At 63.4% G+C, this 23,520-nt stretch carries 21 protein-coding genes and 1 tRNA gene; 6 read left to right on the top strand and 16 right to left on the bottom strand.

What is annotated here, in order from left to right:
- Positions 1 to 111: 111 nt before the first annotated feature.
- The 3 genes from ACOOE2_RS12305 to ACOOE2_RS12315 form a co-directional block, all read right to left on the bottom strand.
- The gene (locus tag ACOOE2_RS12305) at positions 112 to 306 is read right to left on the bottom strand and encodes a Flp family type IVb pilin (protein WP_420383289.1); all 195 of its coding nucleotides are present in this window, start codon (positions 304 to 306) and stop codon (positions 112 to 114) included.
- A gap of 130 nt (positions 307 to 436) precedes the next feature.
- A complete protein-coding gene (locus ACOOE2_RS12310; protein ID WP_420383290.1) occupies positions 437 to 1,933 on the bottom strand; it encodes a DEAD/DEAH box helicase in 1,497 nt (498 codons plus the stop codon).
- A gap of 182 nt (positions 1,934 to 2,115) precedes the next feature.
- A complete protein-coding gene (locus tag ACOOE2_RS12315) occupies positions 2,116 to 2,616 on the bottom strand; it encodes a hypothetical protein (RefSeq protein WP_420383291.1) in 501 nt (166 codons plus the stop codon).
- Between the two features lie 227 nt (positions 2,617 to 2,843).
- On the opposite strand from ACOOE2_RS12315, the gene ACOOE2_RS12320 reads away from it, so the two are divergent.
- Together ACOOE2_RS12320 and ACOOE2_RS12325 are read left to right on the top strand one after the other, a co-directional pair.
- Positions 2,844 to 4,286: an FAD-binding oxidoreductase gene (locus tag ACOOE2_RS12320; RefSeq protein WP_420383292.1), complete on the top strand. Its 1,443-nt coding sequence runs from the start codon at positions 2,844 to 2,846 to the stop codon at positions 4,284 to 4,286.
- A 102-nt stretch (positions 4,287 to 4,388) separates the two neighbouring features.
- Positions 4,389 to 5,171 (top strand): SapC family protein, encoded by a 783-nt coding sequence (locus tag ACOOE2_RS12325; protein WP_420383293.1) that lies wholly within the window; start codon positions 4,389 to 4,391, stop codon positions 5,169 to 5,171.
- Between the two features lie 340 nt (positions 5,172 to 5,511).
- On the opposite strand, the gene ACOOE2_RS12330 is transcribed toward ACOOE2_RS12325, so the two are convergent.
- Positions 5,512 to 6,510 carry an N-formylglutamate amidohydrolase gene (locus tag ACOOE2_RS12330; protein ID WP_420383294.1) on the bottom strand — a complete coding sequence of 333 codons (999 nt, stop codon included), beginning with the start codon at positions 6,508 to 6,510 and terminating at the stop codon, positions 5,512 to 5,514.
- A 197-nt stretch (positions 6,511 to 6,707) separates the two neighbouring features.
- Between ACOOE2_RS12330 and cpdR the strand changes: the two genes are divergently transcribed.
- Together cpdR and ACOOE2_RS12340 are read left to right on the top strand one after the other, a co-directional pair.
- Positions 6,708 to 7,097, top strand: coding sequence for a cell cycle two-component system response regulator CpdR (cpdR, locus tag ACOOE2_RS12335; RefSeq protein WP_420383295.1), 390 nt, complete (start codon positions 6,708 to 6,710; stop codon positions 7,095 to 7,097).
- A gap of 99 nt (positions 7,098 to 7,196) precedes the next feature.
- A tRNA-Val gene (locus ACOOE2_RS12340) sits at positions 7,197 to 7,271 on the top strand.
- Between the two features lie 98 nt (positions 7,272 to 7,369).
- Here the strand turns inward: ACOOE2_RS12340 and ACOOE2_RS12345 are convergent.
- Positions 7,370 to 8,146: a crotonase/enoyl-CoA hydratase family protein gene (locus ACOOE2_RS12345; protein WP_420383296.1), complete on the bottom strand. Its 777-nt coding sequence runs from the start codon at positions 8,144 to 8,146 to the stop codon at positions 7,370 to 7,372.
- Between the two features lie 193 nt (positions 8,147 to 8,339).
- On the opposite strand from ACOOE2_RS12345, the gene ACOOE2_RS12350 reads away from it, so the two are divergent.
- Both ACOOE2_RS12350 and ACOOE2_RS12355 read left to right on the top strand, forming a co-directional pair.
- Complete coding sequence (locus ACOOE2_RS12350) at positions 8,340 to 9,563, top strand: NADP-dependent isocitrate dehydrogenase (RefSeq protein WP_420383297.1); 1,224 nt, start codon at positions 8,340 to 8,342, stop codon at positions 9,561 to 9,563.
- Between the two features lie 90 nt (positions 9,564 to 9,653).
- On the top strand, positions 9,654 to 10,004 hold the full coding sequence (locus tag ACOOE2_RS12355; RefSeq protein ID WP_420383298.1) for a DUF3147 family protein: 351 nt from the start codon (positions 9,654 to 9,656) through the stop codon (positions 10,002 to 10,004).
- A gap of 13 nt (positions 10,005 to 10,017) precedes the next feature.
- Here ACOOE2_RS12355 and ACOOE2_RS12360 read toward each other — a convergent pair whose 3' ends face one another.
- The 11 genes from ACOOE2_RS12360 to ACOOE2_RS12410 all read right to left on the bottom strand — a co-directional run bounded on the left by ACOOE2_RS12360 (position 10,018) and on the right by ACOOE2_RS12410 (position 23,487).
- Positions 10,018 to 10,443: a VOC family protein gene (locus ACOOE2_RS12360; protein WP_420383299.1), complete on the bottom strand. Its 426-nt coding sequence runs from the start codon at positions 10,441 to 10,443 to the stop codon at positions 10,018 to 10,020.
- Positions 10,404 to 12,437 carry a S9 family peptidase gene (locus tag ACOOE2_RS12365; RefSeq protein WP_420383300.1) on the bottom strand — a complete coding sequence of 678 codons (2,034 nt, stop codon included), beginning with the start codon at positions 12,435 to 12,437 and terminating at the stop codon, positions 10,404 to 10,406. Before ACOOE2_RS12365 ends, ACOOE2_RS12360 begins: the two co-directional genes overlap by 40 nt.
- Positions 12,438 to 12,581: 144 nt before the next feature.
- A complete protein-coding gene (locus ACOOE2_RS12370) occupies positions 12,582 to 13,169 on the bottom strand; it encodes a hypothetical protein (protein WP_420383301.1) in 588 nt (195 codons plus the stop codon).
- Positions 13,166 to 15,826, bottom strand: a complete 2,661-nt coding sequence (alaS, locus tag ACOOE2_RS12375) for an alanine--tRNA ligase (protein ID WP_420383302.1) — start codon at positions 15,824 to 15,826, stop codon at positions 13,166 to 13,168. Before alaS ends, ACOOE2_RS12370 begins: the two co-directional genes overlap by 4 nt.
- Before the next feature lie 80 nt (positions 15,827 to 15,906).
- On the bottom strand, positions 15,907 to 16,533 hold the full coding sequence (locus ACOOE2_RS12380) for a glutathione S-transferase N-terminal domain-containing protein (protein WP_420383303.1): 627 nt from the start codon (positions 16,531 to 16,533) through the stop codon (positions 15,907 to 15,909).
- 60 nt (positions 16,534 to 16,593) lie between these two features.
- Positions 16,594 to 17,589 (bottom strand): ribosome small subunit-dependent GTPase A, encoded by a 996-nt coding sequence (gene rsgA / locus ACOOE2_RS12385; RefSeq protein ID WP_420383304.1) that lies wholly within the window; start codon positions 17,587 to 17,589, stop codon positions 16,594 to 16,596.
- Positions 17,590 to 17,596: 7 nt separating this feature from the next.
- Positions 17,597 to 18,328, bottom strand: coding sequence for a spermidine synthase (locus ACOOE2_RS12390; RefSeq protein ID WP_420383305.1), 732 nt, complete (start codon positions 18,326 to 18,328; stop codon positions 17,597 to 17,599).
- Positions 18,329 to 18,330: 2 nt separating this feature from the next.
- Positions 18,331 to 18,480: a hypothetical protein gene (locus ACOOE2_RS12395; protein WP_420383306.1), complete on the bottom strand. Its 150-nt coding sequence runs from the start codon at positions 18,478 to 18,480 to the stop codon at positions 18,331 to 18,333.
- Between the two features lie 715 nt (positions 18,481 to 19,195).
- Positions 19,196 to 20,266: a recombinase RecA gene (gene recA / locus ACOOE2_RS12400; RefSeq protein WP_420383307.1), complete on the bottom strand. Its 1,071-nt coding sequence runs from the start codon at positions 20,264 to 20,266 to the stop codon at positions 19,196 to 19,198.
- Positions 20,267 to 20,512: 246 nt separating this feature from the next.
- Positions 20,513 to 22,939: a response regulator gene (locus tag ACOOE2_RS12405; RefSeq protein WP_420383308.1), complete on the bottom strand. Its 2,427-nt coding sequence runs from the start codon at positions 22,937 to 22,939 to the stop codon at positions 20,513 to 20,515.
- Complete coding sequence (locus ACOOE2_RS12410) at positions 22,936 to 23,487, bottom strand: DUF2062 domain-containing protein (protein WP_420383309.1); 552 nt, start codon at positions 23,485 to 23,487, stop codon at positions 22,936 to 22,938. The genes ACOOE2_RS12405 and ACOOE2_RS12410 overlap by 4 nt, the downstream gene beginning before the upstream one ends.
- Positions 23,488 to 23,520 lie beyond the last annotated feature (33 nt).

Here is a 23,520-nt window from a genome sequence, read left to right on the forward strand (position 1 = left end):
CCTTGCTCGAAGGGGGTCCCCAGGGAGAGTATTACGTAGAACGCGCAAATATTGGCTTAACGGCTGCGACTGTGTCGCAACCGTCAACTACTGGGGCTTGCGCCGGCGCAATCAGATCTTGCCGCTTTGTGCCGCCGTTTCCTGTTGCGAAACGTAATTGAACGTATTCGAGAGCGCGTTGCCCAGCGACCCCATCGCAGCAATCGCCGCAACCGAAATCAGCGCAGCCATCAGGCCATACTCGATGGCCGTGGCGCCAGAGGTATCACGCGCAATCGTAACCCACAGGTTTCTGGAAGATGGCACGGAAATAGTCACTGCACGTCTCCGGTTACGCAGATCCCGGGGTATGCGGGACCAGATCAGGGCACCCGTTTCGCACAGCATTACAAAAAATTCATTAACCCGCCGTCATGTTTGACGGTGCGGCAGCGCGTCAGGCCCCTGGCGTCAGCGCGGAAACACTCAGGAAGCCGGGCAACGGCCCGTTCCACGGCCCGTCGTCCTGCATGACCGGCTCGGCAGCTTTCGGCGCGGCGGGAACAGGCTTTGCGCGAACAGGCTCTGCAGCAACAGTCGGTGCCGCAACGGCCGGCGCATCCTCGCGCGGTGTTTCGCTCTTGCGCGACGATCGGCGCGGACCGCTGCGCTCCGGCCCTTTGGCTTCGGACTGCCGCGTGGTCTCCGCAGCCGGTTCCTCATTGCGGCCGCGGCCCCGGCGGCGCGAGCCCTGCCGTGGTTCGCTGTCGGCAGCGGCAGGCGCGCTTTGCGCATCACCGCCGGCAGGCGCGCTTTGCGCATCACCGCCGGCAGGCGCATTGCCGATCGTCATTTCGGGAATGCTCAACCCGGTGAGTTTCTCGACATTGCCGATCGCTTCGGCGTCCTCATCCGAATACAGCGTGATCGCGCGCCCCGTGGCGCCGCCCCGCCCGGTCCGGCCGATGCGGTGGATATAATCATCGGGGTGCCACGGCGTGTCGAAATTGAACACGTGGCTCACGCCTTTGACATCGAGCCCGCGGGCCGCGACATCGGACGCGCACAGGATGTTGACATGGCCATCCTTGAACCGCTGCAATTCGGCAACACGCGCCGGCTGATCCATGTCGCCATGGATTTCGCCGGCGGAAAAACCGTATTGCTTCAGGCTTTTGGCGAGGTCGCGCACGGTCGTCTTGCGATTGGCAAACACGATCGCGGTCGAAACCTTTTCCTGCACCAGCAATTCGCGCAGCGCCTTGCGCTTGTCGCGCACCGGCACGCGCACCTTGTATTGCGCGATGTTGATGTTCGCGCTCGCCGGGCGGGCCACTTCGATCGATTTGGGATTCGACAGGAATTTGTCGGCCAGTTTCTTGATCGGCGGCGGCATCGTGGCCGAAAACAGTAGCGTCTGCCGCGTCGACGGCAATTTGCTGCAGATCGTTTCGATATCGGGGATGAATCCCATGTCGAGCATGCGATCGGCTTCGTCGATCACCAGCAGTTCACAGCCCGTCAACAGGATCTTGCCGCGTTCGAACAGGTCCATCAGCCGGCCCGGCGTCGCAATCAGCACGTCGACACCATCGGACAGTGCCTTGAGCTGGTCGCCCATCTGCACGCCGCCGATCAGCAGCGCCATTTTAAGATCGTGGTTCTTGCCGTATTTCTCGAAATTTTCGGCCACTTGCGCCGCGAGTTCGCGCGTCGGCTCCAGGATCAGCGAGCGCGGCATCAGCGCGCGGCGCCGGCCGTGCGCCAGGATGTCGATCATCGGCAGCACGAAACCGGCAGTCTTGCCCGTCCCGGTCTGGGCGATGCCGATGATGTCGCGCATCATCAGGACCGAAGGAATGCACTGCGCCTGGATCGGTGTCGGCTCATCATAGCCGGCGTCCAACACCGACTGGAGCAACTCGTCAGACAGGCCGAGATCGGCGAACTTCATGCGCAGCGGTGTTCCTGTTGAAAAAGCAAAATCGGCGGCCCCGGGTGCCGCTGGTCATCAGCACGGCGGTAATAGCCCGGGGGCGATGATCCGGTCGTGTCGGAACCATGACGGTTCCGGATACTGGGCGCCCTATGCCGACAATCGGGCGAAAGTCAAGAAATGCCGCGTGGCGCGACCAATCAGTTGGCCGGCACCATCTCGTGTACTTGCGTGATCGTGCAGGTCGTTCCGCTGCGCGAATGGATTGTATCGCGATCCGCGCACAACAGCCCGTCGGCGGTCGGCGTAATGTAGAAACCCATGTAGAAATCGCGCGCCGCGCAGGTGCGCGACAGATCCGCGCCGACCAGCCGGTGATCGCGCAGAATCAGCAACAATCGGTCGCCCGCCAGCGGCCGAACCGCGGCGATCGCCTGCACCGGCACGCAAGGCGGCATGCGCCGGGGATGCAGCCGCATCGGCGGCGGCTCGGGCGCGGGCGGTGGCAGATCGCGCATGATCGCACCGTTGCCTGGAGAAATGCGGATGATCATGTGCTGCTCGACACTGACCTGGTGCCAGGGTTTGCCCTGTATGTCGCGCACCGCATCCGGCACAAACAGCGCGCCCAATGCAACCGCACCGACGGGAACGCCAAGCGTTGCCAGCATCCCGGCAACAAGCAGTGGCGACCACCTCATCATCGGCCGAACGACGTACTCATGATTGTGCCTGCCAAGCCTTGCGCGAAACCCGCCATATGTTTCTTTCCCATCCTGCAACCGGTGCGAGCCGCCCTGGCCTCCCCGACCACAACGCCCGCTGCATTATCGCCGCCAGATGCCCCACCCCGATTGAACCACCGGTTAACCCGCGCGCGATGAAAAATAAATTGCCGATCCTGCGCGGCAGGATTAGCCCCGGAACCATGACCAGCCAAACCATCGACAGCACCGCAAAAGCGGAATTCATGACCGCCGCGGCCGCGCTGCTGGGGCCAAAGGGGTTTGCCACCGATCCCGATGTGCTGGCCCCCTGGCTGACCGACTGGCGCGGCCGCTATACCGGGCGGGCGCTCGCGCTGGCGACGCCGGCCGACACCGCGCAAGTCGCCGCGCTGGTGAAACTATGCGGCAAATACGGCGTGGCGATCGTGCCCCAGGGCGGAAACAGCGGAATGTGCGGTGGCGCCACGCCCGATGCGAGCGGGCACGAATTGCTGATCAACATGCGCCGGATGGATACGATCGGGCCGGTCGACACCGCCACGCGCCAGGTCGCATGCGGCGCGGGTGTCATCCTTCAGACGTTGCACGAGGCGGTGGCGCGCCAGGGGCTGCGGTTTGCGCTGACGCTCGGCGGCAAGGGCTCGGCCACGATCGGCGGGCTGATCTCGACCAATGCCGGCGGCACGCAAGTGCTGCGCCATGGATCGATGCGTGCGCAAGTGCTGGGGCTGGAGGCGGTGCTGCCCGATGGCTCGGTGCTCAACCAGCTGGTGCCGTTGAAAAAGGACAACCGGGGTTTCGATCTCAAGCAGCTGATGATCGGTTCCGAAGGCATTCTGGGCATCGTGACCGCGGCCACGTTGCGGCTGGAGCCGGCAGTCGCGGCGCGCGCGGTGCTGTGGGTCGGGCTGCCGTCGATCCAGGCGGCGCGCACGCTGTTGCTCCACGCACAAAGCCTGGCCGATCGCGCGCTCGAAGGCTTCGAAGTCATTCCGCGCCATTGCCTCGATGCCGTGCTCGAATATCTGCCGACCGCGCGCGCGCCGCTGGACGAGGCGCATCCGTGGAACGTGCTGATCGAACTAGTGGCCGATGCGGCGGCCGCAGACGCGCTGCCCGAACTGGCCGAGCGCCTGCTGGTCAGCGCGTTCGAGGCGGGGCTCGTCAGCGATGCGACGATCGCCGCCAACGACGCACAGGCAGAGGCATTCTGGTGGCTGCGCGATTCGATTTCGCCCGCCGAACGCGCCAAAGGCCCCGCGATGCAGCACGACATCAGCGTGCCGGTCGATCGCATGGCCGATTTCATGGACTATGCCGCGCCGCTGATGGAGCGCGAATTTCCCGGCACGACCGCGCTCGGCTTTGGCCATCTGGGTGACGGCAATATCCATTTCCATATCCTGGCACCGACCGGCGTCGTGCCCGGCGAATGGGAAACGGGCCAGGGCCAGGCAATCAGCCACCGGGTCAACGATCTGGTAACGCAATGGCACGGCTCGATTTCGGCCGAACACGGCATCGGCCAGATGAAACGCGACGAGCTGGCACGGCTGGGCGATCCGGCTGCGCTGCATGTGCTGCACGCGATCAAGGCGGCGCTCGATCCGCAGGGGCTGTTCAACCCCGGCAAGCTGATCTGAGGGTCTTGCGCAGGCTAGCCGCCTCCCCTAGACGACGCGGATGTACGGGGGCGCAGGTGCGAACCCGCCAAGTTCTCACAGTTGCTTGACGGAGAGAGACCAATGGCCAGCGCGCCTGACAACACCCTGCCCATGTTTTATCAGGATCTCGTGCCGCTCAACACGCGCGACCATGCCACGTGGAAAGCCCGCGCGGTGGACAAGGCACAATGGCTGGCCGGCCATCATGCCGTGCCGCTGACCGCCGAGGAATTTCCCCAGGCCGGGCGCCATTTCCCGATCGTGTTCGCCAGCGGTGACAACACCGTTCCGCTCGCGCTGATGGGCCTGAACGAAAACGTCAATGTGTTCGTCGAAGACGACGGCACGGTCGTGCCCAACGTCTATCTGCCGGCCTATGCCCGTCGCTATCCGTTCATGCTGGCCAAATTGCAGCCGACATCTGAAGAGCTGTCGTTGTGTTTCGATCCGTCATCGGGCCTGCTCGGCGATTTCGAAGACGGCCAGCCGTTGTTCGACGGCGAAACGCCGGCGACCGCCACCACCGCCGCGTTGCAGTTCTGCGAACAGTTCGAACAGGCCGGACAGCGCACCCAGAATTTCGTCGAGGAGCTGAAAAAACATCAGCTGCTGATGGAAGGCGAAGTGTCGATCCAGCGTCCCGAAGGCGGCCCGCCGTTCGTGTATCGCGGGTTCCAGATGGTCGATCAGGAAAAACTGCGCAATCTGCGCGGCGATATCCTGCGCGGCTGGGCGCAGAGCGGCCTGCTGCCGTTGATCTATGCGCATGTGTTTTCGCTCGAGCTGATCAGCTCGGTGTTCGGCATGCAGGTGCAGCAGGGCAAAGGGCCGCAACCGGTGGCGCCGCCCCTGCCCGCTTTCTGATCGCGCTTGTCATTCAGGTATTTGGGGGCCGCCGGATCCATCCGGCGGCCCTTTTTGCGCCCCGATCGCAGCGCCAAAACTGTCGCTGGCATGAATGTAAGGTTTTGTAGCGTTCACGCAAAATTTCTTGCGCCAGCGCAGGAGCGGGCCTAGTCTTTATGGGTCAGGTCGGGCTCCCCTCATGGTCCGGTTTGACTGGTGCGCCCCCGGGTGCACCTCCTCCCTGAACCTTGGCCACCTGGAGCACGTCTCCAGGTGGTTTTTTATTGGACACAGCGGGGTGTCGATTTCTTGCGGTATGTGGCTCTTGCGCAACGTTTTTTTGGACCTGTGTGGCGTCTTATTCGGCCGCCGTGCGCCAGCGCAAGCGGTCCCGGCCGAGCGAAGCGACATCGACCGCCAGCCGCCGGACCATTCCGGTCAGCAACGTAACGACCGATTCGAAACCCGTGCCGAGTTCCACCATCGCCGGGTCGAGATAGGCGGCCTTGTCGATTTCGATCTGGACCGCATGCACGCCCGCGCTGCGCCGGGCATGGCGATCGAGCACGAACCCACCGGCGTAAGGCCGATTGTGCGCGACCGGCCGCCGCTCCGCCGCCAGATAGGAAAATATCGATGCGATCAATTCGCCATCGCAGGCGGTACCGAAGCGGTCGCCGATGACGAATTGCGCAGACACCCCGCCGTTGGCCGGCAGCGGCGGCATCGAATGCAGATCGATCAGCAGCACCGCGCCCCATTGCTTGCGCACACGGTCGACCATGGCTTCCAGGGCGGCGTGATACGGTTCGTGAATCATCGCGATGCGTTCCGCCAGATCGGCATGATGCAGCCGGCTTTTCCACAATTCGCCCACACCCGGCAAGCGCCGCGGTACCAGGCCCAGACCGCTGCGCGCGCGATGCGCAGATGTTGCCGAATGGTTGCGATGCCCCGCCGGACGCGCGCCCCCTGTCACCATGTCCCAGTCGATATCCTCGACGCAGCGATTAAGATCGATCATTGCGCGCGGCGCATCCGCCACGATCAGCGGCGCGCCGGTTTCGCGTGTCACCGCCTCTGCCAGCCGGTCGACCAGGCGATCCTCCAGCCGCAGCAACACGTGATCGGGCGCGCGAAACGCTGCGCGCACATGATCGGGATAACACCGCCCCCCGTGCGGCGCGGCGATCACCACCGGGATCGACGCCGGATCGGACGCGATCACCCGGAACGCCCCGGTATCGGCCAGCCCTGGAACAGCTCCGCCACACAGCACAGGCGTGCGCGCACCCGTTCCGGACACGACGGGATGGGGCGATTGCGAATCGCCGGAAGGATTGCGTGACGCTGGCATTGGCAAAGGCTGCAACCGATCGGCGGTTGTGTCAAAGTGACCTTGCGTCGTTTTTGCGGCACAAATTTTAACCGGCCCGGTCTATAGCGCTGCCTTGCGCTGTTCTGCCAATCGAAGGGCCGTTCGAAAGGTGAGTCGAGCGCGCAAGGCAAGACATAAAACGCATATTTTTCAGTCCCTAATCCGAGAAGGTGTCCATGATCCGCATCCTGCTGGCCGAAGACGACGAAGCCATGCGCGCCTATTTGTCTCGCGCGCTTGAAAATGCCGGTTTCGACGTGGCCGCCGTCGATCGCGGCACAGCCGCGCTGCCTTTGCTCGAATCCGGCCGATTCGATCTGCTGCTGTCCGATATCGTCATGCCCGAAATGGATGGTATCGAGCTGGCGCAGCGCTGCGCCGAAATCAGCCCGGGCACCAAAGTCATGTTCATCACCGGCTTCGCCGCTGTCACGCTGAAAGCCAATCGCGAGGCACCCCAGGCGCGCGTGCTGTCCAAACCGTTCCACCTCAAGGATCTGGTCATGGAAGTCGAACGCCTGTTCGCCGATCATCCGCTCGTGGGAAATGGCCGCCCGCCGGTTTGAACGGCGGTGCCGCGAAACCCCTTGCAACGCAGGATTGGCGTGGCTAAAGGACCGCTCCCGGCCAGTTGATCGCTGACGGGAAAAGCCAGCGATGGTGTCGGGCGTATAGCTCAGTGGTAGAGCACTATGTTGACATCGTAGGGGTCGCAAGTTCAATCCTTGCTACGCCCACCATCGATGAAAAGGCCGCTGTCCTATGGACGAGCGGCCTTTTTCTTGTGGTCAATGCGCGGCCTGAATTTCATTCTGCGCCTTCGTAAGCACCCGTTGGGCTACTTCCCCTGCCAGTTGGGCTTGCGCTTTTCGGCGAACGCCGCCGATCCTTCACGCGCGTCGGCCGACGTCATCACCGCTCTGGTGTACTTCGCCTGCTTCTCCCACATTTCGGCCTCGGTCCATTCGTGCGATTCGCGGATGATCGCCTTTGACGCGATCAGCGCCAGCGGGCCGTTCTGCGCGATCCGGGCCGCCATGTCCTTGGCCGCAGGCAACGATGGCCCCTCGCTGATCTGGTTGATGAAGCCGAGCTCGTAGGCGCGCGCGGCGGTGATGAAATCACCGGTCAGCGCCAGTTCCATCGCGATGCGCGGCGGAATCTGGCGTGGCAGTTTCATCAGGCCACCGGCCGCTGCAGCCAACCCGCGCTTCACCTCGGGAATGCCGAATTTGGCAGTGCTGCTGGCAATGATCAGATCGCACGCCAGCGCCAGTTCCAGACCGCCGGCCAGGGCATAGCCATCGACCGCCGCTATGATCGGCTTTTTCGGCGTCCATTCGGACAGGCTGCCGAACCCGCGCCCGGGCACCGACGGCGATTCGCCGCGAAGAAACCCTTTCAGATCCATCCCCGAACAGAACGTGCCGCCGGCGCCGGTCAAAATGGCGCATTGCAGATCGGCCTCGGCATCAAGCCGATCCATCGCCGCGCCGATGCCGACCGCGACTGCGTTGTTCATCGCGTTCCTGGCTTCGGGCCGGTTGATCGTGACGATCAGGATATGGCCATCGAAGTGTGTCAGAACAGCCGGTGCAGTGTCTGTCTCGCTCATGGTTCTCTCCAGCAGGCTTAATCGGTTGGTTAAGGTTTAAGCGGCGATGCCCTGCCCTGTCCAGCTTTCTCCTATTGCCGGGCCTGCTTGCGCGCCACGTTGCACCTGCTAAGGAACGCGGGCGACAGTCTGCCTTCGTTTGCCGCGGGGACGGGCGATCCTGACCCCACACTTATAAAGGCAATGCACCGACATGGCGAAGATCAAGGTGAAAAACCCGGTCGTCGAGCTCGACGGCGACGAAATGACCCGCATCATCTGGCAATGGATCCGCGAGCGGCTTATTCTTCCCTACCTCGATATCGACCTGAAGTATTACGATTTGTCGGTCGAAAAGCGCGACGAAACCGGCGACCAGATCACGATCGACAGCGCCAACGCGATCAAGGAACATGGCGTCGGCGTAAAATGCGCGACGATCACCCCTGACGAAGAGCGCGTGACCGAGTTTCACCTCAAGAAAATGTGGAAATCGCCCAACGGCACGATCCGCAACATCCTGGGCGGCGTCGTGTTCCGCGAACCGATCGTGATCCAGAACGTGCCGCGGCTCGTCCCCGGCTGGACCGACCCGATCGTGGTCGGCCGCCATGCGTTTGGTGACCAGTACAAGGCCACCGACACGCTGATCCCGGGCCCGGGCAAGCTGCGCCTGGTGTGGGATGGCGACAACGGCGAGAAGATCGATCTCGACGTCTTCGATTTCCCGAGCGCGGGCGTTGCGATGGCGATGTACAACCTCGACGATTCAATCCGCGATTTCGCGCGTGCCAGCTTGACCTACGGGCTAAATCTGGGGTGGCCGGTGTATCTTTCGACCAAGAACACGATCCTCAAGGCCTATGACGGCCGGTTCAAGGATCTGTTCCAGGAAGTCTTCGAAACCGAAGGCTTCAAGGAAAAGTTCGCCGCCGCCGGGATCGAGTACCAGCATCGCCTGATCGACGACATGGTCGCATCGGCGCTGAAATGGTCGGGCAAGTTCGTCTGGGCTTGCAAGAACTACGACGGCGATGTGCAGTCCGACACCATTGCGCAAGGGTTCGGCTCGCTGGGTCTTATGACATCGGTGCTGATGAGCCCCGATGGCAAGACGATCGAGGCCGAAGCGGCGCACGGCACGGTCACGCGCCACTATCGCCAGCACCAGCAGGGCAAGGCGACATCGACCAACCCGATCGCCTCGATTTTCGCGTGGACGCGCGGCCTGATCTATCGCGGCCGGTTCGACGATACCCCCGAAGTGGTGGCCTTTGCCGAAACGCTGGAAAAGGTGTGCATCGCGACGGTCGAAAGCGGCAAGATGACCAAGGACCTCGCCATTCTGATCGGCCCCGATCAGCCATGGATGACGACCGAGAAATTCTTCGAAGCGATCGTCGAAAACCTCGAAACCGCCATGACCAAAGCGGCCTGATTTTTTCCGGCTGTTCGAACAGAAAAGGCCCCGGCGCGATGCCGGGGCCTTTTTTCGTGCGCTTCGCCCGGGTCTGGCGTATCGCGGCCCATGCTCTACCTCGCCGCCAAGGCCGTCATCTCGGGCGTGCTGATCGCCGTCGCCGCGACGCTTGCCAAACGCCACCCCGGCTTCGGCGCCTTGATCGCCTCGCTGCCGCTGGTGTCGATCATGGGCATGATCTGGCTGTGGCAGGACAAGCCTGATCCCGAAAACATGGCAGCCCATGCGTCGGCGACGTTCTGGTACGTCCTGCCGTCACTGCCGATGTTTTTGCTGATGCCGCTGCTGCTGCGCCAAGGCGCCGGGTTTGGGCTGTCACTGCTTGCCGGATGTGTGCTGACGGTCATTCTGTATGCGGCGATGACGTGGCTTGGACCCCGCTTTGGCCTGGAATTGTAACGGCGGCCGGCTGTCAAAGGTCCCAAGCAGCCCGCTGTAAAACCACGCGATAACCGTCGGGATCTTCAAACGTCAGGCCATTGATATCCCAATATCGATTGAACGCGGGGACCGGCGCGAATCCGCACGAGCGCATCCGATCGATCGCGACCTGCCATTCGGCTGGATCGGGAATATAGAACACCAGCAAGTTGTCCGGCGTCGGCGCCCTGCCCGCGATATGCCCATGTGCGACGGTGAATTCGAAATGATACGGCGCGGCTGCGTGCCCCAACATCACCCCGTCAAACCCGTCGTGGTTTTCAAACCGGGCTATGATAGAAAGTCCCAGTCCGTCGCAGTAAAACGGTAGCAACGCCGCGATATCGTCGGTCGGTCGCGCGACTCGCAATCTGGGGATCAATGCGCGACTTTGGCCGGCAGGTATTTCCCGTACCACGCCGCCATCCGATCCAGCCGGTCGCGCACGAAACTGGGCCGCGTCACCCCGTGAAACGCCCCGGGATACGCAACCAACTGCGTCGGCACCCCCAGGATACGCAAAGCCTCGTACATCTGCTGCCCCCCGACCAGCGGCACATTGTCATCCGACGTGCCGCCCATGAACAGCGTCGGCGTCCTGATCCGGTCGGCATGAAGCAACGGCTCCGAGATCTTTACCCAGCGGTCGAAATTCTGCCACGGCAGCCCGATCTCGTGCCAGTACTGTCCGATATATTCATCGACGCCGAACAGCGCAAAGATATTGCCCTCGCCCGCCCCCGACATCGCCACCTTGAAGCGCGGCTCGCGCACGATCATGAAATCGGTCAGGATGCCGCCATAGCTCCATCCGCCGACGCCCAGCCTGTCCGGATCGGCCACGCCTGCCTTGATCACGTGGTCGATCGCGGCATCCAGGTCCTTGACCTCCTTGTTGCCCCAGTCGCCCGCGATCGTCGCCGAATAGTCGGTCCCTCGTCCGGTGCTGCCGCGATAATTGACCGCGATCACCGCATAGCCATGCGCCGCCAGCCATTGCTGCATCATCGCGTTGCCCGCCGGCTCGAGCGAATGGCGATCGAGCTCCTGCGGCCCGCCATGGATCCACACCACCGTCGGATACCGGTGCCCCGGCTGATACCCCGCCGGCTTGATCAACAGCGCGTGGACGTCATTGCCATCGCTGGCCGTCGCCGAAAAATCCTCGGCCGGGTTCCACGCGACAGTCGCTGCGATCGCGCTGTTGTGGGTGGACAGCTTTGTCAGCGTCGCGCCTGCCATCACGCGCACTTCGCTGGGATCGCCATCGCCGCTGGCGATAATCGCCCGGGGGGCATTGCCGCCATCGGTGGCGCCGCATTGCGCCGCGACCGACTTCGCCGGATCGCCCAGGCGCACGAGCGGGCCGCCGGCCGGATCGATCGTGACAGCGACAGTATGGCGATCTTCCACCAGAATGCCGCCGATGCGGCCTTTGCCCAGGGCAACCGGCGTTTCGATCATCAGGCCTGCGCTGGATGGCAGAATATGCGTGGCGCCACTGGCGAGATCGGTCTGCGCCAATTGCGGCTGACTGTATTCGGCCGCTTCCGGCGCGGTCACGCCGACCGCGTGGACGATCTGATGCCCGTCGGCCGACCACACCAGTTTCTGCCCCGGGGCCGCACCAAACCGCGCCACGACGCGTGACTTGGCGCCGGGTTGCGTGCCGATCACTTCCAGCCATTGCGTGTTTGCCGCCGCCGGATCGGTGTGATGATCCGCCAGGAACGCGATGGCGCGGCCATCGGGCGACCACGCCATCTCGCTTTCATCCCACGGCCCCGATGGCGTCAGGCGCGTCAGCTTGCGACTGGCCACGTCGAACAGCCACAAGTGCGCATGATCCGCGCCGGTGATGAACCCTTGCGTATCCTGTTTGAACAGCACGTCGTCCATCACCTGCGGCAGCGGGCGTTTGGGATCGTCCTTGGGCGGTTTCGGTGCCGGATCGCTCATCGCGATCACGATCTGGCGGCCATCGGGCGACCATTCGAAAAGGGTGATGTCGCCTTCGACATCGGTCAGCTTTTCGGCCTCGCCGCCCCGCAGGTCGAGCAGCCATATCTGATCGTGCTCGTCCTTGTCGCGCGTCGCGGTAAACGCGATGCTGCGGCCATCGGGGCTGAATGCGGGCGCCCCGGCGCCGGCTTCGGGCGCGGTGATCGCGCGCGGTGTGCCGCCCTGCAGATCGGCCAGCCAGATACGCGGGCGGCGCTTGTCGGCGTTCATATCGTTGGTCGTCGCCACCCAGGCGGCGCTGCGCCCGTCCGCCGTACACGTCAGCTCGCGCACGCCGGTCAGGCTCATCACATCATCGGCAGTCAACACATGGCGCTCTGCCGCGAGCGCCGGGACGGCCAGCATGGCAAGCGCCATGACCGAAATCGAAACACCTGTCGAAATGCGCACAACCCACCCCCGTCACAACCTGTGGGAGCACGCTAACCATACCCGACCGCACGCACCAGTGGCGCTGCACAAAAAGACGGCTTCGCCTGCGTTCAGGGCGCGACTGGCTTGGCGCCAATCACGGCGTATTTTCATGCTGGAATGCTAGAACCCATCATGCTTCAACCTGGCTTTGACATCGGCAATCGTCTTGAACCGATAGCGCTCGGGCTTTCCGTCACGGTGTTCACAATCGCACGAATTGGCACCAAATCGCGCGCTCGCGGCCTTGAGATACGTTAGCCTTGTTTGACCTGGGTGGACGTCGTCAAAAATCCGAACGTCATAGAGTGTGCCGTTGATATCGTAATGCTGCACCGGCCAGCTGAGGATCACGATCAGCTCTTGCGCAGAGTCGTGATCGGCATTTGCAAAACCGATAGCGACAACATCGGCATTGCCCCCTTCTACTTCGCCCGTGGTTACGGCGATTTTCCGGTATGCGTTCGCATCCTGCCGGATCAATGCCACCACGTCCCGATCGTCGCCGTTCAGATAATCGACGAAAATCGTATCGCGGCCGTTCCACTTGGCCGCAAGAACGTGCGCATCACCGCGGCCCTTCGGCAATCGCAGCACCCGATCCGCAAAGGACTCTGCCGATTCCGACGGTTGCCGGTCAAAGACTTGCGCCGTGACAACGCTCGGGAACAGAGCCATAGACAGCGCGAGTGCGGCGCCGGCAATTTTCATGCAGCGATCGGGCCATCGCCTGCGATCACTGCGCGTACCGCCGCCATCGCCACTGCCGCATTGGCGCCATCCGGCCCGCCGCCCTGCGCCATATCGGGCCGCCCGCCGCCGCCTTTGCCGCCCAGCGCGGCAACGCCGGCACGCACCAGGTCCACCGCGCTGACCCGCGTGACCAGATCGTCGGTCACGGCCGCGGCAATGCTCGCCTTGCCCTCATTGACCGCGACGATCACCGCCACGCCCGAGCCAAGTCGCGACTTGGCCTGATCGAGCAGCCCGCGCAGATCCTTGGGATCGAGCCCGTCGAGCACTTGCCCTGCGAATTTAACCCCGCCGATATCCTCATCCGCGCTGACAGTCGCGGCATTGCCGCCGCCAAGCGCGAGCGCCTTTTTCGCTTCGGCCAGCTCCCGTTCCAGCTTGCGCCGTTCGTCGATCAGCGCGGCCACGCGCGTCGCGACATCGTCGGGTGTCGTGCGCAACAGGCTGGCGGTGTGCTTCAGCGCTTCCTCGCGATCGACCAGCCACGTGCGTGCGCCTTCACCAGTCAGCGCCTCGATGCGGCGGATGCCCGAAGACACCGCCGATTCCGACACGATGCGAAACACACCGATATCGCCCAGCGCATTGGCATGCGTGCCGCCGCACAGTTCGAGCGAATAGTGCTTGTCCGTCTTTGACCCCATCGTCAGCACGCGGACTTCATCGCCGTATTTCTCGCCGAACAGCGCCATCGCGCCGGCCTCGATCGCCTCGTCGGGCGTCATCAGCCGGGTCGTGACCGGGGCATTGCCACGGATCTGCGCGTTCACTTCGGCCTCGATCGCCGCGATGTCATCGTGCGTCAGCGCGGTCGGCTGCGAAAAATCGAAACGCAGGCGTTCGGCGGCGACTTGCGATCCCTTTTGCGTGACATGATCGCCCAAACGGTCACGCAACGCCTGGTGCAGCAGATGCGTCGCCGAATGGTTGGCACGCAGCGCGTCGCGGCGCACCACATCGACCGCCAAAACGACGACATCACCCACGCGCAGCGTGCCGGTGTCGATCGTGCCCTCATGGGCGTGCAATTTGCCCAGCGGCTTTTGCGTATCGGTGATCGTCATGGCCAGACCGGCGCCCGACAGCGTGCCCGCATCGCCCTGTTGGCCGCCCGATTCGCCGTAGAACGGCGTCTGGTTGGTCAGCACCGTCACAGTGTCGCCCGCATGCGCCTCGGTCACTTCGACGCCATCGCGCAGCAGGGCGACAACCTGGGCCTCGCCCGTGGTCGAGGCATAGCCGGTAAATTCGGTGGGCCCGAGGCGTTCGGCCAGATCGAACCACACATCGCTGTCGGCGGTCTGGCCCGAGCCCTTCCACGCGGCCCGTGCGGCGGCTTTCTGCTGTGCCATTGCGCTGTCGAACCCGGCGCGATCGACCGCGATGTTGCGTGCGCGCAAGGCGTCTTCGGTCAGATCGTAGGGAAAGCCGAACGTGTCATACAGCTTGAACGCGGTCTCGCCGGGCAGCGCATCGCCATCGCTCAGGTCGGTCGTCGCCTCGTCGAGCAGCTTCAGCCCGTTGGCGAGCGTCTGGCGGAACCGCGTTTCCTCGCGCAGCAAAACTTCCTCGATCATCGCGCGCGCGCGGCCGAGTTCGGGAAACGCCGCGCCCATTTCGGAAACCAGCGTCGGGACCAGCCGATGCATCAGCGGATCGCGCGCGCCCAGCAGATGCGCATGACGCATCGCGCGGCGCATGATCCGGCGCAGGACATAGCCCCGGCCCTCGCTCGATGGCAGCACGCCGTCGGCGAGCAGGAAGCTCGATGAGCGCAGATGATCGGCGATCACGCGGTGGCTGGCGCGGTTTTCGCCATCGGCCTCGATGCCGGTCAGATGCACGCTTGCCGCGATCAGCGCGCGGAACGTATCGATGTCATAATTGTCGTGTTCGCCCTGCATCACCGCGGCGATGCGTTCCAGGCCCATGCCGGTGTCGATGCTGGGGCGCGGCAGATTGCCGGTGATCTCGCCCGCAGTCTGTTCGAACTGCATGAACACGAGGTTCCAGATCTCGATGAAGCGATCGCCGTTTTCATCGGGCGATCCGGGAGGGCCACCCCAGATATCGGGGCCATGGTCGAAAAAGATTTCCGAACACGGTCCGCACGGGCCGTCATCGCCCATCGCCCAGAAATTGTCCTTGGTCGGGATGCGGATGATGCGGTCGGCAGGCAAGCCAGCGATTTTCTGCCACAGGGCAAACGCTTCGTCGTCGGTATGATAGACCGTGACAAGCAGCTTGTCCTTGGGCAGCCCCCATTCGCGCGTCAGCAGCGTCCAGGCGTGGGTGATCGCCTGTTCCTTGAAATAATCGCCGAACGAGAAATTGCCCAGCATTTCAAAGAATGTGTGATGCCGCGCGGTGTAGCCGACATTGTCGAGATCGTTGTGCTTGCCCCCCGCCCGCACGCATTTCTGCGACGAGGTCGCGCGCGGTGTCGCGCGCGATTCAAGCCCCGTGAACACGTTCTTGAACGGGACCATGCCCGCATTGGTGAACATCAGGGTCGGGTCGTTGTACGGCACCAGCGGCGCCGAAGGCACCACATCGTGGCCGTTCGCGCCAAAATAGTCGAGAAAGGACCGGCGGATTTCGTTCGTCGATGTCATACCGCCAGCGATTAGGCGAGCGCACGCGTGCGGACAAGCGCGTTTACATGATCACAGACATCGAGAAGGCGCGTTGGCGGTCAGCTCCCGAAATATTGACCGCCTTTGGCGCGGGCGCGCTGCCACGCCGGGCGCGCATGCGATGCGGCGACGAATGCCGCCAGCTTGGGATATGTGACTGTGGTGTCGCGCATCACGCAAAGCTCGGCGGGGAAGCTGAGCATGACGTCGGCGCCGGTCAGCGTGTCGCCGATGAAATGGCCCGACGGGCGCAGGATCGATTCGAGGTAGTGCAGATGCGACGACACCTGTTCGGTGATGCGCGGCATCAGCGGTGCAGCGGCATCGCCCAGGCGGCCGATGTACAGGTTGAGCATAAGCGGCAGCATCGCCGAACCTTCGGCAAAATGCATCAGTTCGAGATGACGCAGCGCATCGTCGCTACCCGGCTCGGGCAGGAATTTGTCGCTGCCATACCGGTCGCACAACACCTGGACGATCGCACCCGATTCCTCGATCACCCGGCCATCGATTTCCAGCAGTGGCGATTTGCCCAGCGGGTTGATCGCCTTCAGTTCGGGCGGGGCCAGGTTGGTGACGGGATCGCGCTGATAGAACACGATTTCGTATTCGAGACCGAGCTCTTCCAGCAGCCACAACACGCGTTGCGACCGGCTGTTGTTGAGGTGGTGAACGACTATGCCCATGACCGGCTATCCTTCTGCGTTGTGGCGTTGCGTGGTAAAGACCCGGCTTGGCGGCGCAGGTCAAGACCGGCTGCGCCGCCTGGCAAGCAATGCGTTGGCGCCATCCTCGGCAACGAGCTTGCGCCAGCGCGCGTAACGGGCCGGATCGAGCGTGCCATCGGCCAGCTTCGGCCGGATCGCACAGCCCGGCTCCTTGTGATGGGTGCAATTCGAAAACCGGCATTCGAGCGCCAGCGAAACGATATCGTCGAACACCTCGGCCAGGCCCTCCGGCACATCGGACAGATGCAATTCGCGCATGCCCGGTGTGTCCATCAACCAGCCACCCTGCGGCAGGCGATGCATTTCGCGCACGGTCGTCGTGTGCCGCCCCTTGCCGTCGGCTTCGCGCACCGCCTGGGTCAGGATATCCGACGAGCCGGTCAGCGTGTTGATCAGCGTCGATTTGCCCACGCCCGAAGATCCGACCAGCGCAACCGTCCTGCCCGGGCCGCACCATGCCGCAAGACGCAAGGCGCTTGCCGGGTCTTTGCCATTGATCGCCTCGACGTCGAGATCGGGCTGGAGCGTGCGTGCCTGCTCGGCATAGGTTTCGGCATCTGCGGTCTTGTCGATCTTGGTCAGGACCACCACCGGCGTAACCCCCACTTCGCGCGCCAGCACCAGATAGCGTTCAAGCCGCGCAAGGTTGAAATCCTGGTTGCACGAGGCGACGACGAACAACGTGTCGACATTGGCGGCGATCAGCTGTTCCTTGCGAACATTGCCCGGGGTGCGGCGTTTGAACACATTGGCGCGATCGAGCACACGCGCGATCTGCAGGTTCGGATTGAGCAGCAGCCAGTCGCCGACGGTCGCATGGGCCGAGTCTTCGCTGGCACCCGGAATATGCGGCGAAATCAGGCCGGCGAAGGTGGAGCCCGCCACCGCGATCTGGCCACGATGCACCGCCATGACGCGCACGGGTTGAAGGGATGCGGTGTCCGCGGCGGATAGCTGGTCGCTGAAATGGGGCGCCCAGCCAAGTTCGTTCAAGCGATCCGTATGCGCCGTCATGGGACTTTCAGGCATGCCCGGGTTTGGCGGCGAGCCAGACCGTGTGCTGGACATTGTCGTTGTATTCTTCGGCCGGGATCGTGAATTCCTCGACGGAAAACCCGGCGCGTTCGAGCCGCGAGACGAAGTCTGCATCAGCGTACGCCGACCAGATCGCAAGCACGCCCGACGGACGCAACGCCGCATACGTGGCGCGCAGGCCCCAATCGCAATAAAGCCGTTCATTGGCCAGTTGCACCAGGCCATCGGGGCCATTGTCGACATCGAGCAGGATCGCGTCGAAGCCGGAGGGCTCGCGCACGATCGCATCGTGGACATCGCCCACTTCCAGCGTCACGCGCGGATCGGACAGCGAACCGCCGATGATATGCGCCAGCGGCCCGCGCGCCCAGGTGACGACTTCGGGCACCAGTTCGACCACCACCACGCGCGCATCGGGGCCCCAGGCGGCCAGCGTGGCCCCAAGCGTAAAGCCCATGCCCAACCCGCCGACCAGCACGCGACCATCGGTGCGTCCCAGATGGGCGCACGCCAGTGTGGCCAACGCCTGTTCAGAATGCCGGACATGGCTGCCCATCAGCTCGTCATCATCGAACTGGATCGAGAAAAAATCGCCCTGGCGGATCAGATGCAGCGCGCCCCCACCGGGAATCTGCGCTGCATCGATGTATTCGTACCGTTGTTGGGCCGGCGTTTCCGCAAGCCTCGGCTGGACCGCCGGTGGCGAAATGGCGGCCAAGACTACTTGGCGGCTTCAGCAGATTTTTCTGCTTTTGCAGCCTTGGGCGCAGCGGCGGGCGCTGCAGCCGCTTCCTTGGCAGCCTTGGCACGAACCAGGTTCGCCGCGAGCGTGCGCTTGAAGTTCTTGTTCGCTGAGCGGATATTGGGCATGGAAAACGTCCTGTCGGCTAAAATGCAAGTCATAGCGGTGACCACAAGCCGGCCACAACGCGCGTTGTTCCCTTGGTCATAATCCGGCGGTCATGACAAGCCTTGATCGCCAACTGCCATCGCGCCGATTCGCAACATCGCCCGATTGGAAAAGCGCTCGCCGCAGCAGGCTACCTGGTTCACACAGGTGGTTGAAGGGCCTCTGGCGGCCAAGGGCCATTGCCCTTGGATCTCGTTAGTGTCCTGGACTACATGCCAATCCAGCCTTTGCGGGACACAATTTCGAAATTGTGCAGAGCCAAAGTTCCGGGTTCCAAGGGCGATGGCCCATAGGCGCTAACATAAGATGTCGTCGCCCCCGGCTTGACCCGGGGTTAGGCTTTTCTAACGCGCGATAGTGCCCATTCGAGGTGATTTCGCACGAAGAAGCCTGTCCCGGATCAAGTCCGGGACGACGAGGGAAGGCAAAGTTAGCGCCTATGGGCGTTGGCCGCCGGAGGCCCCTTTTATGACGTGTGTGAATGCCCTAGCTGAGCGCGTGGCCTTAAAAAAGGAAACCGGCGCATTCCGACCGGGGAATGCGCCGGTCCTTGTCCGGTGAGTATCGAGCCTGTGGGTCGAAGGGATGACCCGGCCACGATTTTGCCTTTAATCCATGCATCGCGTTCGGGCAGGAGCTGCCGGCACGTGATGCATGGAGGCACTCACCTGAAGGTCATGATTCGTCATCCGCGTCCGGACCAGCCATCATGCCTTCTGCAACTTCCTCGGTGCGACTGCGGATGGCAGCTTCGAGGCGGTTGCTGATTTCGGGGTTGTTGCGCAGGAACGTCTTGGAGTTTTCACGCCCCTGACCGATCCGCGTCGAGTCATAGCTGAACCAGGCGCCGGACTTTTCGACAATGCCGGCTTTCACGCCCAGATCGAGCATCTCGCCGATCTTGGAAATGCCTTCGCCATACATGATATCGAATTCGACCTGCTTGAACGGCGGGGCCACCTTGTTCTTGACCACTTTGACACGCGTGGTGTTGCCCACGATTTCATCGCGATCCTTGATCTGCCCGATGCGGCGGATGTCGAGCCGGACCGAAGCGTAGAATTTCAGCGCGTTGCCGCCGGTGGTGGTTTCGGGGTTGCCGTACATCACGCCGATCTTCATGCGCACCTGGTTGATGAAAATCACCGTGCAACGCGAACGGCTGATCGAGCCGGTCAGCTTGCGCAAGGCCTGGCTCATCAAACGGGCCTGCAGGCCGACATGGCTGTCGCCCATTTCACCCTCGATTTCGGCGCGAGGCACCAGCGCGGCAACCGAATCGACGACCAGCACATCGACCGCGTTCGAACGAACCAGCGTGTCGACGATTTCGAGCGCCTGTTCACCGGTATCGGGCTGCGACACGATCAGGTTGTCGATATCTACGCCCAGCTTCTTGGCATAGACCGGATCAAGCGCGTGCTCGGCATCGACGAACGCAGCCGTTCCGCCGATCTTTTGCGCCTCGGCAATGCAATGCAGCGCCAGCGTCGTCTTGCCCGAGCTTTCCGGCCCGTAGATTTCCACGATGCGGCCGCGCGGCACGCCGCCGATCCCGAGCGCAATATCGAGCCCGAGCGAGCCGGTGGACACCGCCTCCACCTGCATCGTCTCTTTTTGCCCGAGCTTCATCACCGAGCCCTTACCGAATGCCCGGTCGATCTGCGCGAGCGCTGCGTCGAGCGCCTTTTGACGATCCATCTGTTTCTCTTTGCCTTCTTGAATGAGCTTGAGCTGTGCAGCCATGGCTATGCAATCCTGTGCTAGAGAGTGGCGACGGTGATCGTCAACAAACCCTTTGTACCCATTTCGTTCTTATAGAACAAGAGGGGAACATAAATTTTTCGCCAAACTCGCAGCAAATGATCGCAAGCACTTAGCAGCAATGGCTAATTCGGTCCGGAAAATCGCGCGCACCCACCGCGTGAAGGCCATTCGGCCGCCCGTAGCCTCTGAAAATAATTCATCCGCGATCCAACGCCTGCGTCCGAATCAAAGCGCATCCCCGCGCAACACCGCTTCAACCGCATCGACGATCTGCTGCACGGAAAACGGCTTGGGCAGAAAATGCATGTTGGGAATGTCGATGTCGCGGCGCAGCTGTTCTTCCGCATAGCCCGACATGAACAGGAACGGCAGCTCGGGCCGCCGCGCCCGGATCTCGCGCGCCATCGACGGCCCGTCCATCGTCGGCATTACCACATCGGACACGACCAGATCGAACTTGCCGCCCTCGTCATACGTGCGCACCAACGTTTCCAGGCCTTCCTCGCCATCGCTGGCGGTCGTCACTTCGTAACCCTGCCGCACCAGCGCGCGCGTCGCGACCGCGCGCACGGTGTCCTCGTCCTCGACCAGCAGCACGCGCCCGCCGGCGGTCCATTGCTGGCGCCGCGTTTCGATCTTGCGCTCCTTGGGCGCTTCGAGATTGTCCGACGGATCGGCGACATGCACGGGAAAATAGATCGTGAACCGGGTCCATTTGCCCAAATCGCTTTCGGCAAAGATGAACCCGCCCGATTGCTTGACGATGCCATAAACCGTCGACAGCCCAAGGCCCGTGCCCTTGCCGCGATCCTTGGTGGTGAAAAACGGCTCGAAAATCTTGTCGATCTGCCCCGGGCGGATGCCGTGCCCGGTATCTTCGACCACCAGCGCGGTATAGGTTCCGATCGGCAGGATGTCGGTCTTCATCGCGCGGACCATGTCTGCGGTGATCCGCCTGGTCATCAGCTTCAAGGTACCGGGCGCCTTGTTGTCCGCCATCGCGTCGCGCGCGTTGACCGCCAGGTTCAGCAGCACCTGTTCCAGCTGAACCGGATCGGCACGCACCGCGCCCAGCCCGCGATCGTGCGTGACCTCGAGCGTGATCCGCTCGCCGATCAGGCGTTTGAGCAGGGTCGACACTTCGGCCACGACATCGGGCAGTTGCAGCACTTGCGGGCGCAAGGTCTGCTGGCGCGAAAACGCCAGCAACTGACGCGTCAGGCTGGCGGCGCGGTTGGAATTGGCCTTGATCTGCTGAATGTCGTCATAGTCGCTGTCGCCCGGCGTGTGGCGCATCAGGATGAGGTCGCAATAGCCGATGATCGCGGTCAGCACGTTGTTGAAATCGTGCGCAACCCCGCCGGCCAACTGCCCGATCGCCTGCATCTTCGACCCTTGCGCGATTTCATGCTTCAGCCGGGTTTCCTCGCTCGAATCCTTGAGACTGAGCAGCACGGCGCATTCGCCCAGGCCCCGCACAGCCGCAAGCCCGAGCAACACCGGCTCTTCGGGCGTGGCGCGCAGCCGTACCGCGACATCGCCCGATGTCATCGACCCTTGCGTATGCCGGCGCACGGCATCGGCCAGCGCGCCCTTGTCTTCGCGGATGACGAGGTCCGACGGATAGGATGGCGGCACATTGCCATCATGCCCGGCTACGCGCAGGAACGCGGAATTGGCGAACAGGAACCGGCCATCGCGGTCGACCATCGCCAGCCCCAGCGGCAGCCGCGCCAGCAGCGCTTCGATCTGCGGCAGCCCGGCGCGCGCATCGCCCACGCCGGCATGGCTGTCGATGACCAGGAACAATGATGGCGCCAGCGACGGATCGGCCGGTGCCCCCGCCGCGGGATCGGCGATAGGCACATGCAGAAACCGCACCGGCAGGCCGCGCCCGCGTTCCTGGACGAAATAGATGTCCTGGCTGGCGTCGGATTCGAAATGGCTGACAAAATCGCTGTCGATGATCGCGGCGGTTTCGGACCCCACCGCACGCAGCGCAAATGCCGCGTTGGCCGCCAGCACCCTGCCGTCGGGCGCGACGATCGCGGCCTGGATGCTTTCACGGCCCAATGCGCGGCCGGCCATGCCACCGATCGCGGCGATGGCTTCGGTGGTGGCATCGCGCACGATAACCGGGGTCAATCGCCAGATCAGGTGATCCTCGCCGCGCCCGGCGCGGTACACGGATAGCGCGTATTCTCCCGTTTCGGCGGAGACCTGCGTGACATGTGCCGCGCCATCGCGCCATGCGGTGCGCGCGGCCTCTTCGGCGCGCGCCGGATCTGCCGCGGCAAGCGGCAGGCGCGGCGGTGCAGCCGTGCCGAACCAATCGGCAAAGCGCGCATTGGCACAAACCAGCCGCCCGGCGCGATCGGTAATCGCCACCGCCTGCGCCGGATCGTCGATCGCAGCATGCGTGACCGACCAATCGGGCGCGGCAAATTCAGGCGCCGCAGCAACCGGCCGCAATGCCAGGCCCGTGCGGATTATCAGCCCCAGCACGACAATGCCGCCGGCATAGGCCGCCGCCACCAGCGCCTGGCCCGATACGACGTACAGCGCGGCAATGCTGGCCAGAACCGCCAGCGCCACCAGCGCCGTATCGCGCCAGCCCCGCGCCGGTGCCGCCGTTGCCAAAACCCCGGTCATGCGCGGTCGCGCCGCGCACGCAACTGGCTGCGGCGGCGCGCCAGAACCCGCCAGCGCCAGATTCCGGCGGTGATCACATACCCCAGCAGCGCTGCCGACAGCCCCAGGATCGTCAGCCCCAGCCCGAGCGCAGGCGCCGCATCGCTTTTGATCCAGGCAAGCCACTCCGACCACGGCGCGCCGTGCTGAAACAGCACGGTCATCGCGTGAACATCGGCGTGATAGCCGAAAAGATTGCCGATCGCGGCGCCCGCCGGCAGAAATACGAAAATTACCGTGGGCGGCAGCGACACGAATGTTGCTGCCGCCGCGACCGGAATATTGGCGCGAAACGGCACGCACAGCAAAACCGCGCCGATGACCTGAAGCCCCGGGATCATCAGGAAAATCCCGATGAACAGCCCGATCGCGACTGCGCGCGGCACAGTGCGCCGCGAAAACACCCAAAGCTCGGGCCGCTTTGCCAGCGGCGCAATCCAGCGGTTGCGCATCAGGCTTTCGCGGCTCGGCATGCGGGCTTGGGCCCAGGTCAGGAATCGATTGGCCATGTCTTGTCCGGACTAGGCCAAACCAGGGGCAAA

It is taken from the genome of Novosphingobium sp. (genome assembly GCF_965214355.1).
Lineage (GTDB): Bacteria > Pseudomonadota > Alphaproteobacteria > Sphingomonadales > Sphingomonadaceae > Novosphingobium.

Excerpts from the sequence above, each read along its gene's own strand:
- ACOOE2_RS12310 (WP_420383290.1), bottom strand. The coding sequence starts at position 1,933 with ATGAAGTTCGCCGATCTCGGCCTGTCTGACGAGTTGCTCCAGTCGGTG.
- ACOOE2_RS12315 (WP_420383291.1), bottom strand. The coding sequence starts at position 2,616 with ATGAGGTGGTCGCCACTGCTTGTTGCCGGGATGCTGGCAACGCTTGGC.
- ACOOE2_RS12320 (WP_420383292.1), top strand. The coding sequence starts at position 2,844 with ATGACCAGCCAAACCATCGACAGCACCGCAAAAGCGGAATTCATGACC.
- ACOOE2_RS12325 (WP_420383293.1), top strand. The coding sequence starts at position 4,389 with ATGGCCAGCGCGCCTGACAACACCCTGCCCATGTTTTATCAGGATCTC.
- ACOOE2_RS12330 (WP_420383294.1), bottom strand. The coding sequence starts at position 6,510 with ATGCCAGCGTCACGCAATCCTTCCGGCGATTCGCAATCGCCCCATCCC.
- cpdR (WP_420383295.1), top strand. The coding sequence starts at position 6,708 with ATGATCCGCATCCTGCTGGCCGAAGACGACGAAGCCATGCGCGCCTAT.
- ACOOE2_RS12345 (WP_420383296.1), bottom strand. The coding sequence starts at position 8,146 with ATGAGCGAGACAGACACTGCACCGGCTGTTCTGACACACTTCGATGGC.
- ACOOE2_RS12350 (WP_420383297.1), top strand. The coding sequence starts at position 8,340 with ATGGCGAAGATCAAGGTGAAAAACCCGGTCGTCGAGCTCGACGGCGAC.
- ACOOE2_RS12355 (WP_420383298.1), top strand. The coding sequence starts at position 9,654 with ATGCTCTACCTCGCCGCCAAGGCCGTCATCTCGGGCGTGCTGATCGCC.
- ACOOE2_RS12370 (WP_420383301.1), bottom strand. The coding sequence starts at position 13,169 with ATGAAAATTGCCGGCGCCGCACTCGCGCTGTCTATGGCTCTGTTCCCG.
- alaS (WP_420383302.1), bottom strand. The coding sequence starts at position 15,826 with ATGACATCGACGAACGAAATCCGCCGGTCCTTTCTCGACTATTTTGGC.
- ACOOE2_RS12380 (WP_420383303.1), bottom strand. The coding sequence starts at position 16,533 with ATGGGCATAGTCGTTCACCACCTCAACAACAGCCGGTCGCAACGCGTG.
- rsgA (WP_420383304.1), bottom strand. The coding sequence starts at position 17,589 with ATGACGGCGCATACGGATCGCTTGAACGAACTTGGCTGGGCGCCCCAT.
- ACOOE2_RS12395 (WP_420383306.1), bottom strand. The coding sequence starts at position 18,480 with ATGCCCAATATCCGCTCAGCGAACAAGAACTTCAAGCGCACGCTCGCG.
- recA (WP_420383307.1), bottom strand. The coding sequence starts at position 20,266 with ATGGCTGCACAGCTCAAGCTCATTCAAGAAGGCAAAGAGAAACAGATG.
- ACOOE2_RS12405 (WP_420383308.1), bottom strand. The coding sequence starts at position 22,939 with ATGACCGGGGTTTTGGCAACGGCGGCACCGGCGCGGGGCTGGCGCGAT.
- ACOOE2_RS12410 (WP_420383309.1), bottom strand. The coding sequence starts at position 23,487 with ATGGCCAATCGATTCCTGACCTGGGCCCAAGCCCGCATGCCGAGCCGC.